This is a genomic window from Nitrosomonas europaea (assembly GCF_900167395.1).
Classification (GTDB): Bacteria; Pseudomonadota; Gammaproteobacteria; order Burkholderiales; family Nitrosomonadaceae; genus Nitrosomonas; species Nitrosomonas europaea.
Genome location: NZ_FUWK01000058.1, coordinates 1 through 10414 on the forward strand (window position 1 = coordinate 1; position 10414 = coordinate 10414).

The window sequence follows — 10414 nt, forward strand, 5'->3', positions numbered from 1 at the left end:
TACGTCGGTTTGCATCTATCAGAGCTTCAACACCTCCTGTTTCCACAGCTGCCTGATAGCGATAGAAAGTATCGCGAGAAAAACCCATCACCTTACAGGCACGGGATACATTGCCAAGCTCAGCTGCCAGATTAAGCAAGCCAATCTTGTGTTTAATGATTTTATGATGAACACTGCTCATGGGATTACTCCTTTACGCTTTCGCGTTTGGTTGATAAAGATTCGCACCTCTATCAAACCGGGTAATCCCACCTCTTGGCAAGACCTGCTGTCAGATCAAATCTGAACTACTACAGGTTATAACACCTGCTGCGAGATCGTTCAGGCACAGATACCAGCATTATTGGTGCCAAATACCAGTACAAAGCTGGATGATCAGTACCGACGTGCGCATTTGGTGTCCGAGTATGCGCCTGTTGCTGTTTCCGAGTGCAAAAGTGAAAGTGAGCGGGAAATTGCTGTCAGAAAACTGCTGCAACTGACGCGTACTCATGTGGATCGCAGATGCCTGATCCCGATGAATGGCGCTGTCCTTGCGGCTGAAGCGATTCTCTCAATCCTGGATTGATTATCGGATTTGTTCTATTGGCGATGAAGAGTATCTGTTTGTCTGAATTAACAGTTTGTTTTGTTGTTGCAATAGCGCTGGATTACCGTTAGTAGAACCTCCTCGCAACGGCGGAGTGGACGGTTTGGTGTGGGGCCACAAACTTGAGTTAATCAGACTACTGAGTTCGATTCAATTGGTTTCCCACTGAACGGCGCAACTTTGATTTCCTCTGCGCGCTTGCGTGTTTGTGCGATATCGTAACTGTTTTGCATTCGCATCAGCGTATCCATTGACACGCCAAAAGCTTTCTCGATGCGTAATGCCATTTCTGGCGGCAGGTGTGCACGCTCATTCAGCAATGCTGAAAGTGCCGCTCGTGAAACGCCCAGTACTTCGGCTGCGTTGCTTACAGACAGCGCTAACGGTTCAATAATTTCATGTTTGATAAATCCGCCGGGATGAGCAGGGCTTTTCAAGCGGACTTCAATGTTAGCGTTCATAGTCATCTCTTGGTGGTAATCTTCAAGATATAACACGTGCTGCGAGGTCGTTCAGGCACAGATACCAGCGTTATTGGCGCCAAATACCAGTACAAAGCTGGATGATCAGTACCGCCGCGCACATTTGGTAGCTGGGTATGCCCCTGTTGCTGTTTCCGATTGCAAAAGTGAAAGTGAGCGGGAAATTGCTGTCAGAAAGCTGCTGCAACTGACGCGTACTCATGTGGATAGCAGATGCCTGATTCCGATGAACGGCGCTGCCCTTGCGGCTGAAGCAATTTTTTCAATCCTGGATTGATTGTTAATTCTGGAAAGGGCAGGATTTAAACAGATAAAGGCGGGAAACTGTGGCCTGCCCCTGTTTTTTCTTTTTTACAGCAAAAATTATCAGTAAGTAAAAGTAGTTTCAGGTGACAGCCATCCCTGAGAACGTAACCGCTCCTCAGCAATAACAAGCTGGCGCTGCGTAAACTGCCGCTTACGGTCATTCCACTGATAGATTTGGCGCTTCACACTGTCGCTTTGTGTAGCGCCTTCGCGATGTATCACCCAGTGCACCGTAGCCAGCAGCTCCAGACCATATGGGGACTCAAAGCCTTCAACCAAGCGCGTTACGCGCTCGAAACGGGCACGGCTGATCTCGTGCTGATCGAGAAAACTCTTAGCTTCGGCCACTGCCCCGGGAACAAGGGATAGGGGTTTATCGGGTGCGTCACCACCGTCAGCGTAACCAGCGATCAAGTGGCCTTCAATTGCATTCAATACATGACGCAGATTCTTTGCGTAGGGGCCATAGTGATGTTTGATGTAATCAAGGCGCAGCGGCTCACCGGCTTCTTGCATGAAGTACATCAGCTTGTGGACTTCCAGCAGGGTGACGAAGGGATCAAGCAAGCCACTGAGGTAACGCTGCATAAGTTCTACCAAAGCAGCACGCCCAGATGTCATTTTGGGTACCTCTCGCACATGGGCCATTTTGTCGCTGGCGGGTGCACCGTTAGGTTCATACACGATCACTTGCACACCCTCTAATTCACCAAGCGCGTGCTCGATACGCGGGCGCACTTCTTTCCAATCCAATCCCCCTAAACCTGCTCCCAAGGGTGGGATGGCAATAGAACGGATGTTTTTATCGCGGATGACATTAACCAGATCTACAAGACCTGCTTCAATATCTTCGATCCGGCTCTTGCCGCGCCAGTGGCGTTTGGTGGGGAAATTTATGATAAGGCGTGGCGGTGTAAGCTGTTTCGTTTCAAAAACGAACATACGCCCGGGTTGTACCTCCTCGCGCTTACAGGCCGCTTCATAGGCCTTAAAGTTAGCCGGGTACATATTCTTGAACTGTAAAGCGATACCTCGTCCCATTACTCCGACGCAATTGACAGTGTTTACCAGTGCATCGGCTTCACAACGAAGGATATCTCCAGATGTATATTCAATCATTACTGTCCTCTCTTCAGTAATACCATTCCGGCTTGATTTCTACCTTGGGCCGGTGTCCGTTGACTGGAAGAGCGTTAACAACGTGGTTGTAAATAACTTCTGATTGGACACCAATACGTTCGACCAAATTCCAGGGAAAGCATTGTTCTATAAGAAACTCTGCTTGTTTTCCTTCTTTATGCTCCTTCCAGTTAAGAGCATGCACGGCAGTCCAGTTGACTTCTTTCAGACACGTCAGATCGTTTCGATCTTCAAAGTAGAACGATCCTGCGTTCGTAAGCGTAAAAACCCATCTCGCTGATTGTGTCTTAGCCCATGTAGTAACAGCATTCAAATCTGCCTCAAGGTGAATAATAGGTCCTTGACCTCCTTTATAGTCCAGCTCTGTATTTTGGCGATAAATTAAATAGAGCATCACAGAACGCGGGCAGAAATAGAATGGCACACAGTCACCAACATGTAAATCAGGATAACTATTGAGACAATTTTGGAGACGTCGTTGCTTAATGTTGTTCATGCCAATAGTAGTTCCAACAGGTATATGTTGCGCCATATGTACATCGCACCACAGGAAGCCATCTTTCAATATAGAAGATAGGCGATCAACATGGACGATATGATAGAGCTTTGGGCATAAGGGTATTCCATTCATCACAAGATCCGGATTTATTCTTGCTTTAATACAGATGAGTATTTTTCGTGGGAACAAGCTACCGTGCGCATGGTGAAAACGCAAGTGGAAGAAGGTGAGTTAAATCGTCATCGTTCAGCAAGGAAAATAGGGAACAGACCCAATGCTGTTCACTTTACGATAACCGGTGACCAATCATGGCACAAATTGAGTGGTTAACACCCCTTGCGAGGCAGGTATTGCCTGGTTCGGCGTTTGATCAATCGTGGGTTGGATCGCCCCTTCGGGCTGGTCAGTGTGCCCGACGCTGTAGCCTCAAGCAATTTCTGCCACCACTTCGGGAACTGCTCTGGGGGGAATGGCACCGCTGGCGGGGAGTTTGCGGCGCATGAGAGTAAGCGAGTGTTTGAAGCTCAATCCATCGGGTGGCGCATCTTGGCCACCCAACTTTTTGCGTGTGAGTGGCGCGGGTTCAATCTCGGACAGGTAAGAGCCATCCGACAGCCGCTCACGCATAGGCAGTTGGCGATTCCTGGGGATGCGCCAAAGCAACTGCGCGCCTTGTACGGCTCGCCGCTGCCCACAATGGATAACCGGACAAACCTCGATCTGCCAGACACAGCATGCCGGGTTTCAGATGCGCGATGGTTTGGTGCGCCAGACGAACCTCGGCATCCTGGTAGCCACCCAAGGCAACTCCAAACAGCACATGCGTGCCATTCTCCAGCAGCCCCACGAAACGAAGTTGCGGGTAGCCGGTGCGTCCTTGTTGCGTGCCCGGCACGCCAAACGCCTCTCGGTTGGCGGCTTCGTCTGCGACCTCAAGACCGCTGCCATCCAGGCTGACCAGGCGTAACCCACTGGAGGTTGCTATCGACAGACAGAAGCAACCTTTTCAGGTTTATTCTTAAGACCAGTCGGACCATTTTAGATGGTGCGCAAAAAGAGATAATTTCTCTTTTGTAACGACAAAATCTTATATTCTATGCATAATATTCATTTTTAAGCACAATTTTCTCTTTTTCATATTAAATCGTGATTATTAGCTTCTCTATCGAAAACTGGATGTCTTTCCGTGATCCCGTCACATTTTCGATGATTGCCAGTCGGGAACGCCAGCATGGAGACAGATTGCCCAAGCTTGGGAAATACAACATTCGAATCCTGCCGATTGCTGCCATTTATGGCGGCAATGCTTCTGGTAAAACCAATTTCTTCAAAGCACTGAATTTCGCCAAGATGCTGGTAGTCAAGGGAACACAACCTGGCAGTCCCTTGCCCGTTGAGGGTTTTCGTCTGGACAACACTAGCATCGATAAACCCTCTCGCTTTGCCTTTGAGCTGTTAATTGATGAAACGGTCTATGAATTCTCTTTTTCAGTAAATCGCAAAACCATTGTTGACGAGAAACTGGTGGTTGTCACAAGTACCAGTGAACGGGAGCTATATGTGCGCTCTGGTGGCCAGATCAAATTCAATGAAGCTCTGAAAAAGGATCAATTCTTGCAGTTTGCTTTCAAGGGCACGCGTGACAATCAACTATTCCTGACGAACTCGGTGTCACAGAAGGTGGATAATTTTCAGCCTGTCTATGACTGGTTCAAGGATTCGCTGGACTTGGTTGCCCCTGATTCGCGCTTCGAGCTTTTCGAACAGTTCCTCGATGACGGCCATCCCCTCTATGCCACGATGAACGAGATGCTGCCGCAGCTTGATACGGGTATTGCACATCTAGGTGGAGAGGAGATTCCCTTCGAGAATATTCCCCTGCCCGAGCCGATGAAGATGCTGCTGCAGGAGGATGTCAAGGAAGGAATGACGATTCGCTTGATGTCGGACAAGAATGAGCGATTCGTCTTCACACGCAAGAATGGTGAGCTCGTCGCCAAGAAATTGGTGACCTACCACCCCAAGGCAGACGGTACGGAAGCCAAATTCGAGATCCGGCAAGAATCGGATGGATCACAACGCGTAATTGATCTACTGCCTGCTTTCCTGGAGCTTGCAGCACTCGGTTCGAAGAAGGTATTTGTTATCGATGAGGTGGATCGAAGTCTTCACACCCTATTGACACATCGTCTCTTGGAGGCGTACCTGGCCAGCTGCTCCGCTAATACCCGTTCTCAGCTCCTGCTGACTACCCATGATGTTATGCTGATGGATCAGCAGTTGCTTCGTCGTGACGAGATGTGGGTGGCTGAGCGCAAACCTGCCGGCGTATCCACGCTGATATCTTTCAGCGAATTCAAAGATGTGCGATACGACAAAGACATCCGCAAAAGCTATCTACAAGGCAGGCTTGGTGGAACACCTCGTATCTTACTCAGCAGCAATTTTGCAGAAGGAGATGAGGCACGAGCCACTGAGGAGGTACAGTAGTGGCTGATCGGCGACGGAAATTAAAGCGGCCGATGGGAGAACGGCGCTATAAAAAGCTCTTTTTCATCGCGGCAGAAGGCGTCAAAACCGAGCCGATCTATTTTGGCATCTTCACCGATGAAACATCCATCGTGCATGTGAGCTATTTGAAAGGCAAACATGACAGCTCACCGCCACAGGTATTGAAAAGGATGACAGATCACCTTAAAAACAAGGAACTCAAATCATACGATGAAGCATGGCTGGTAGTAGACAAAGACCAATGGACAGATGAGCAGCTGACGCAACTTTACCAATGGTCATTGCAGCAAGAAAATTACGGTTTCGCGCTCAGCAACCCCAAGTTCGAATATTGGCTGCTGCTGCACTTTGAAGATGGTGTAGGAATCAAATCCTCCCACGACTGTACGGATCGACTCAAGCGCTGGATTCAAGATTATGACAAAGGAATCAATATGCGGAAGATCAGTCAGGAACAAATTAACGATGCGATTTCCCGAGCCAAGAAGCGTGATCACCCCCCTTGCAAAGACTGGCCAAGAACGCTTGGACAAACAACTATCTACAGATTAATTGAAAATATCCTGAAATCCAGTAAAGGGTTTGTCAAATAACTTTTTCGCAACGGTGGAGTGGGCAATTGGGTGTGGGGTCACAAACTTGAGTTAATTAGACTACTGAGTTTGGTTCAATTGGCTTTCCACTGAACGGCGCAACTTTGATTTCCTCTGCGCGCTTGCGTGTTTGTGCGATATCGTAACTGTTTTGCATTCGCATCAGCGTATCCATTGATACGCCAAAAGCATTTCTCGATGCGTAATGCCATTTCTGGCGGCAGGAGTGCACGCTCATTCAGCAATGCTGAAAGCGCCGCTCGTGAAACGCCCAGTACTTCGGCTGCGTTGCTTACAGACAGCGCTAACGGTTCAATAATTTCATGTTTGATAAAGTCGCCGGGATGAGCAGGGCTTTTCAAGCGAATTTCAATGTTAGCGTTCATAGTCATCTCTTGGTGGTAATCTTCAAGATATAACACGTGCTGCGAGGTTGTTCAGGCACAGATACCAGCGTTATTGGCGCCAAATACCAGTACAACGCTGGATGATCAGTACCGATGCGCACATTTGGTAGCTGGGTATGCCCCTGTTGCTGTTTCCGATTGCAAAAGTGAAAGTGAGCGGGAAATTGCTGTCAGAAAGCTGCTGCAACTGACGCGTACTCATGTGGATAGTAGATGCCTGATTCCGATGAACGGCGCTGCCCTTGCGGCTGAAGCGATTCTCTCAATCCTGGATTGATCGTTAATTCTGGCAGGGGCAGGATTAAACAGATAAAGGCGGGAAACTGTGGCCTGCCCCTGTTTTTTTCCGAACCCGAGATGGGCAGCAGCTGTTTTTAACTGAAGCATCTGATGGAAGGTATTTTGACACCTACCGTTACCGCCATTATCGCTATCTCCTTGTATCATTTAACAGCCATGACTTTTATGCTGCAATAAACTCATCAGATAAATCTTGCTGACGTTCGTCGCTGATCAGGATATTATTTCCCATGGTGTATTCATTAGGATACAAAACCATGTATATTGTCAAAAGATTAGATGAGTTTGATAAGTGGTTGGACGGTTTGAAGGACCGCCCCACAAGAATCCGCCTAATTCGTCGCTTAGATAAAGCCAGGCAAGGCTTGCTAGGCGATGTTAAGTCTGTGGGTGAGGGCGTGTTTGAGATGCGTGAGTTTTTTGGTTCTGGTTGGCGCATGTATTACATCCAGCAAGGCGGCACCATTATTTTGATGCTTGGAGGTGGTGACAAATCAACACAGAGCAAAGATATTCAGAAAGCCATTCAATTGGCTAATGATTTAGGAGAAAACAGCTATGAGTAAAAAAACACCTTTAAATGAAATTGCTGAATTTGATGTGTCGGATTACTTACGTGATGACGAGGATATTGCCGAATATTTAACCCAAGTGCTGGCTGAAGGTGATAGCAATGAATTACTACGCGCTATTGGTTACATTGCAAAAGCACGTGGCATAACTCAGTTGGCTAAGGATACGGGTCTTGGTCGGGAAAGTCTTTATAAAGCCTTTCGTGCAGGCTCAAAACCTCAATTTGAAACAGTATTTAAAGTGCTGCACGCGCTAAATATTAATTTAAAAGCAATTCCTAAAGAAGTAGTTAGCACACGAGTTTGAAAAAGCGCTTAATAGTGTATCCAGATTACTTGACTAGAACACTATGACAACAAGCAGCACGATATGCCGCATTTTCATGTGGAGTTCCAGAGTATTCTGCCGTTGTGGCAATCTCCGATGATCAAGTGCCGGCAGGTAACCTGCCTTCTGGCAAGATGAAATTGGTTCAGGCTTGGTTTGAAATCCACCGAGATGCGCTAATGGCTGTGTGGCGTTTGGCGGTGCAAGGTATCCCACCGCAGCGTATTCGTTCCCTGGAGTAAACGAGATGTTTAAAAAGCGTTGTGCTGTTAAGCCACTCTCCAATGGTGTACTTTGGGTTGAAATGGATAATGGGGCTTGCGGCGAATTTGACGTGAAACCATATATGAATTTGGAATTTTTCTCCAAACTGAAAAATCCTGCCTATTTTCAACAGGCGAATAGTTACCATAACGCGCAATCTGCGCACTTCATTTTTTGTGCTTCACTGCTTCAAAAAGAAGACTGAGAAAACAGCAAAATCAAATATTGACTTAGCCAAATCCAGATACAAGGAATTAGTGAGGAAGCTTAAATGAGCAAAAAATTTGAAAGTGTGTGAGATGCGATCGAGGATACGCCACAGTAGGCCGCAAGTATGAAGATGCGTTCTCAATTGTTAATAGTTCTGCAAGAACACTTGAGAAATAGCGGGCTTACGCAATTTAAAGCAGCGGAATTACTCGGGGTAACTCAACCTCGCGTTTCTGATTTGATGAGAGGAAAAATTGATCTGTTTTCTCTTGAATCACTGATAGATATGATTACGAGTATCGGTTTGAAAGTGGAAATAAACATTAAAGATGCGGCTTAAAGAAAACAGGGAGCGCCCGTTAGCCGGCCGGAGTCAAGTGAGTAAAGTGTAGTAGTTCAGATTTGATCTGACATTAGATCCTGACGTGGTTTAATGAAACTGGGCTATCCAGTTTCATTAAACCACGTCAGGCCTGCAGCCTCCTCAAAACCCGGGGCAATTCAATAATAGTCATCCTCTAATTGGTGACGCACTGCCAGCACAGTAACTGTGTTGCTATCTTCGATTTCGAATAAGACCACGTAGCCAGAATTTCCAAATGAAATAATAAACTCACGAAGAAACGGGTTCGCATCGTCAATTTTTCGACAGGAAAACGGGAACTGTTCAAGTAGTGACCAAGCGCTGTCAATGGTCTCTAGCGTTCTTTCGGCGACATCAAAGTCGTGTTCAGCAAGAAATCTGTACAACCGCTCGATATCCGCCTTTGCCTCCAGGGTGAAACGGACATGAAAGCTCACTCTTTGCTTCTCTGTTCATCCAGTATGGAGTGCAAAGAACTCATTACCTCTGCTTTGGATGCATACTGCCCGGAGGATTTGGCCGCCTCCCGCGCTGTCAGGCCACGCGCTATGAATTCTTGTTGGGTTCGCCGACGTTCGATATGTTGCCGCAGAGACTCTTCAACAAAAGCACTTAGAGATTCTCCCTCACGCAACACGCTTTCTGCGTCACGGCGGAACTCCGGTGTGACTCGTAGTGACGGAATGGTTGATGATTTCATAGCGTTACCAAGTATGAGTTGCATATGCGATGCAATATACGTCGTTCTCTCCTCAAACGCAATGACTGAATCGCCCCGGGTTTGAACTGACCCCCAGAAGTTGGACAGTTGCGATTCCGCCGATCAGGCGGTGCTTCTCAATCGGGCCTGCCTCAGGCAACCGATTACCTCCAACGGTAGATGATATAAAAGTATCTTTGGTTGATAAGGCATGCCCGAGCAGTCGCTTGCCTTGGTGGCTACAACGTTATTGTGAGCTGTGGTGTGGTTGACGATACGTACGTATTAACGTACGATGAAATCGGAGGTGTATTTATATGGCAATACTAAACGCAACAGAAGCAAGAGCGAGGTTGTACGCCTTAATTGATGAGGCCGCAGAAACACACCAGCCTATTGTGATTAAGGGAAAAAGGTCAAGTGCGGTGCTTTTATCGGAGGAAGACTGGAACGCTATCAACGAGACGCTTTACTTGGTTTCTATCCCGGGAATGCGCGAATCCATTATGGAGGGTATGAAAACTGATGTGGATGAGTGCAGTAGGGAATTGGATTGGTAATGTGGGAGCTGCGATATACCCATCAAGCGCAAAAGGATGCAAAAAAGCTGGCATCGTCTGGGCTTAAAGATAAGGCAGAGGAGTTGTTAGCGGTTGTGAGGAATAATCCGTACCAAACCCCACCCCCCTATGAAAAGCTGGTTGGTGATTTGGCTGGAGCCTGTTCACGCCGTATCAACATCCAGCACAGGCTCGTGTATCAGGTGTTGGAGCGGGAGAGGATAGTAAAGGTTTTGCGTATGTGGACTCATTATGTGTAGTAGTTGAGATCTGATCTGACAGTTACCCGATTTGACGAGTGCCTGTTAGATCAGATTCAGTTATTCAATTCGGTAATTTTATCGTCCCATATCTCCTTAGCGTCAATTAAAGTTTGCATCGGGGTGCGTCCACAGCACATTTTTCCCTGGTGAGTCCGCACACTGTTGTAGTACGCCATCCAATCATCCAGATCGTGTTGTAACTCTTCAATGGACTGGTAAATCTTGCGCCGGAATGTCACCTGGTAGAACTCCTGCAAGATGGTTTTGTGAAAGCGTTCGCAAATACCGTTGGTCTGCGGATGATTGGCTTTCGTTTTGGAATGTTC

20 protein-coding genes and 1 pseudogene are annotated in these 10414 nt (G+C 47.3%); 11 read left to right on the forward strand and 10 right to left on the reverse strand.

From position 1 onward, the window contains the following. Positions 1–181 (reverse strand): helix-turn-helix domain-containing protein (locus tag B5D58_RS12650; RefSeq protein WP_143779594.1); only part of this gene is annotated, 181 nt, incomplete at its 3' end. A gap of 165 nt (positions 182–346) precedes the next feature. Here B5D58_RS12650 and B5D58_RS12655 point away from each other — a divergent pair. Then, positions 347–568 (forward strand): hypothetical protein, encoded by a 222-nt coding sequence (locus tag B5D58_RS12655; protein WP_041356756.1) that lies wholly within the window; start codon positions 347–349, stop codon positions 566–568. Between the two features lie 152 nt (positions 569–720). Here the strand turns inward: B5D58_RS12655 and B5D58_RS12660 are convergent, their stop codons facing one another. The 5 genes from B5D58_RS12660 to B5D58_RS12685 form a co-directional block, all read right to left on the reverse strand. Then, positions 721–1050: a HigA family addiction module antitoxin gene (locus tag B5D58_RS12660; RefSeq protein WP_041356755.1), complete on the reverse strand. Its 330-nt coding sequence runs from the start codon at positions 1048–1050 to the stop codon at positions 721–723. A gap of 387 nt (positions 1051–1437) precedes the next feature. After that, a complete protein-coding gene (darG, locus tag B5D58_RS12670; protein WP_011111939.1) occupies positions 1438–2496 on the reverse strand; it encodes a type II toxin-antitoxin system antitoxin DNA ADP-ribosyl glycohydrolase DarG in 1059 nt (352 codons plus the stop codon). Between the two features lie 13 nt (positions 2497–2509). After that, the gene (gene darT / locus B5D58_RS12675) at positions 2510–3148 is read right to left on the reverse strand and encodes a type II toxin-antitoxin system toxin DNA ADP-ribosyl transferase DarT (RefSeq protein WP_041356753.1); all 639 of its coding nucleotides are present in this window, start codon (positions 3146–3148) and stop codon (positions 2510–2512) included. Between the two features lie 294 nt (positions 3149–3442). Next, the gene (locus B5D58_RS12680) at positions 3443–3643 is read right to left on the reverse strand and encodes a hypothetical protein (protein WP_041356752.1); all 201 of its coding nucleotides are present in this window, start codon (positions 3641–3643) and stop codon (positions 3443–3445) included. After that, positions 3636–3911, reverse strand: coding sequence for a hypothetical protein (locus B5D58_RS12685; protein WP_011111937.1), 276 nt, complete (start codon positions 3909–3911; stop codon positions 3636–3638). Before B5D58_RS12685 ends, B5D58_RS12680 begins: the two co-directional genes overlap by 8 nt. A 281-nt stretch (positions 3912–4192) precedes the next feature. Between B5D58_RS12685 and B5D58_RS12690 the strand changes: the two genes are divergently transcribed. Continuing rightward, the gene (locus B5D58_RS12690) at positions 4193–5506 is read left to right on the forward strand and encodes an AAA family ATPase (RefSeq protein ID WP_011111936.1); all 1314 of its coding nucleotides are present in this window, start codon (positions 4193–4195) and stop codon (positions 5504–5506) included. A gap of 32 nt (positions 5507–5538) precedes the next feature. Continuing rightward, the gene (locus tag B5D58_RS12695) at positions 5539–6120 is read left to right on the forward strand and encodes an RloB family protein (protein WP_041356750.1); all 582 of its coding nucleotides are present in this window, start codon (positions 5539–5541) and stop codon (positions 6118–6120) included. A 74-nt stretch (positions 6121–6194) separates the two neighbouring features. Here the strand turns inward: B5D58_RS12695 and B5D58_RS12700 are convergent, their stop codons facing one another. Further along, positions 6195–6506 (reverse strand): HigA family addiction module antitoxin, encoded by a 312-nt coding sequence (locus tag B5D58_RS12700; RefSeq protein WP_198407843.1) that lies wholly within the window; start codon positions 6504–6506, stop codon positions 6195–6197. Positions 6507–7084: 578 nt separating this feature from the next. On the opposite strand from B5D58_RS12700, the gene B5D58_RS12710 reads away from it, so the two are divergent. From B5D58_RS12710 to B5D58_RS12735, 6 genes and pseudogenes are all read left to right on the forward strand, one after another. Beyond that, the gene (locus B5D58_RS12710) at positions 7085–7393 is read left to right on the forward strand and encodes a type II toxin-antitoxin system RelE/ParE family toxin (RefSeq protein ID WP_041357171.1); all 309 of its coding nucleotides are present in this window, start codon (positions 7085–7087) and stop codon (positions 7391–7393) included. Continuing rightward, complete coding sequence (locus tag B5D58_RS12715; protein ID WP_011111932.1) at positions 7386–7706, forward strand: addiction module antidote protein; 321 nt, start codon at positions 7386–7388, stop codon at positions 7704–7706. Before B5D58_RS12710 ends, B5D58_RS12715 begins: the two co-directional genes overlap by 8 nt. A gap of 101 nt (positions 7707–7807) precedes the next feature. Then, positions 7808–7969, forward strand: a pseudogene (locus B5D58_RS14490) (DUF4160 domain-containing protein); the annotation flags it as partial. 5 nt (positions 7970–7974) lie between these two features. Further along, complete coding sequence (locus tag B5D58_RS12725) at positions 7975–8196, forward strand: DUF2442 domain-containing protein (protein ID WP_041356749.1); 222 nt, start codon at positions 7975–7977, stop codon at positions 8194–8196. Next, positions 8168–8266, forward strand: a complete 99-nt coding sequence (locus B5D58_RS14495) for a type II toxin-antitoxin system RelE/ParE family toxin (RefSeq protein WP_198407841.1) — start codon at positions 8168–8170, stop codon at positions 8264–8266. The genes B5D58_RS12725 and B5D58_RS14495 overlap by 29 nt, the downstream gene beginning before the upstream one ends. Before the next feature lie 59 nt (positions 8267–8325). Continuing rightward, the gene (locus B5D58_RS12735; protein WP_011111931.1) at positions 8326–8541 is read left to right on the forward strand and encodes a helix-turn-helix domain-containing protein; all 216 of its coding nucleotides are present in this window, start codon (positions 8326–8328) and stop codon (positions 8539–8541) included. Between the two features lie 161 nt (positions 8542–8702). Here B5D58_RS12735 and B5D58_RS12740 read toward each other — a convergent pair whose 3' ends face one another. Further along, positions 8703–9002: a type II toxin-antitoxin system RelE/ParE family toxin gene (locus B5D58_RS12740; protein ID WP_011111930.1), complete on the reverse strand. Its 300-nt coding sequence runs from the start codon at positions 9000–9002 to the stop codon at positions 8703–8705. Beyond that, entirely contained in the window at positions 8999–9265 is a 267-nt protein-coding gene (locus B5D58_RS12745) for a YlcI/YnfO family protein (RefSeq protein ID WP_041357169.1), read from the reverse strand. The genes B5D58_RS12740 and B5D58_RS12745 overlap by 4 nt, the downstream gene beginning before the upstream one ends. Before the next feature lie 317 nt (positions 9266–9582). Between B5D58_RS12745 and B5D58_RS12750 the strand changes: the two genes are divergently transcribed. Further along, positions 9583–9825 (forward strand): type II toxin-antitoxin system Phd/YefM family antitoxin, encoded by a 243-nt coding sequence (locus B5D58_RS12750; RefSeq protein ID WP_041356748.1) that lies wholly within the window; start codon positions 9583–9585, stop codon positions 9823–9825. Then, the gene (locus B5D58_RS12755; RefSeq protein WP_011111929.1) at positions 9825–10085 is read left to right on the forward strand and encodes a Txe/YoeB family addiction module toxin; all 261 of its coding nucleotides are present in this window, start codon (positions 9825–9827) and stop codon (positions 10083–10085) included. The genes B5D58_RS12750 and B5D58_RS12755 overlap by 1 nt, the downstream gene beginning before the upstream one ends. A 56-nt stretch (positions 10086–10141) precedes the next feature. Here B5D58_RS12755 and B5D58_RS12760 read toward each other — a convergent pair. Continuing rightward, the coding region (locus tag B5D58_RS12760; protein WP_143779567.1) for an integrase core domain-containing protein at positions 10142–10414 on the reverse strand (273 nt) is incomplete at its 5' end.

Excerpts from the sequence above, each read along its gene's own strand:
- B5D58_RS12680 (WP_041356752.1), bottom strand. The coding sequence starts at position 3,643 with ATGCGTGAGCGGCTGTCGGATGGCTCTTACCTGTCCGAGATTGAACCC.
- B5D58_RS12695 (WP_041356750.1), top strand. The coding sequence starts at position 5,539 with ATGGGAGAACGGCGCTATAAAAAGCTCTTTTTCATCGCGGCAGAAGGC.
- B5D58_RS12745 (WP_041357169.1), bottom strand. The coding sequence starts at position 9,265 with ATGAAATCATCAACCATTCCGTCACTACGAGTCACACCGGAGTTCCGC.
- B5D58_RS12700 (WP_198407843.1), bottom strand. The coding sequence starts at position 6,506 with ATGAACGCTAACATTGAAATTCGCTTGAAAAGCCCTGCTCATCCCGGC.
- B5D58_RS12690 (WP_011111936.1), top strand. The coding sequence starts at position 4,193 with ATGTCTTTCCGTGATCCCGTCACATTTTCGATGATTGCCAGTCGGGAA.
- darG (WP_011111939.1), bottom strand. The coding sequence starts at position 2,496 with ATGATTGAATATACATCTGGAGATATCCTTCGTTGTGAAGCCGATGCA.
- B5D58_RS12715 (WP_011111932.1), top strand. The coding sequence starts at position 7,386 with ATGAGTAAAAAAACACCTTTAAATGAAATTGCTGAATTTGATGTGTCG.
- darT (WP_041356753.1), bottom strand. The coding sequence starts at position 3,148 with ATGAATGGAATACCCTTATGCCCAAAGCTCTATCATATCGTCCATGTT.
- B5D58_RS12660 (WP_041356755.1), bottom strand. The coding sequence starts at position 1,050 with ATGAACGCTAACATTGAAGTCCGCTTGAAAAGCCCTGCTCATCCCGGC.
- B5D58_RS12755 (WP_011111929.1), top strand. The coding sequence starts at position 9,825 with ATGTGGGAGCTGCGATATACCCATCAAGCGCAAAAGGATGCAAAAAAG.
- B5D58_RS12710 (WP_041357171.1), top strand. The coding sequence starts at position 7,085 with ATGTATATTGTCAAAAGATTAGATGAGTTTGATAAGTGGTTGGACGGT.
- B5D58_RS12725 (WP_041356749.1), top strand. The coding sequence starts at position 7,975 with ATGTTTAAAAAGCGTTGTGCTGTTAAGCCACTCTCCAATGGTGTACTT.
- B5D58_RS12750 (WP_041356748.1), top strand. The coding sequence starts at position 9,583 with ATGGCAATACTAAACGCAACAGAAGCAAGAGCGAGGTTGTACGCCTTA.
- B5D58_RS12735 (WP_011111931.1), top strand. The coding sequence starts at position 8,326 with ATGAAGATGCGTTCTCAATTGTTAATAGTTCTGCAAGAACACTTGAGA.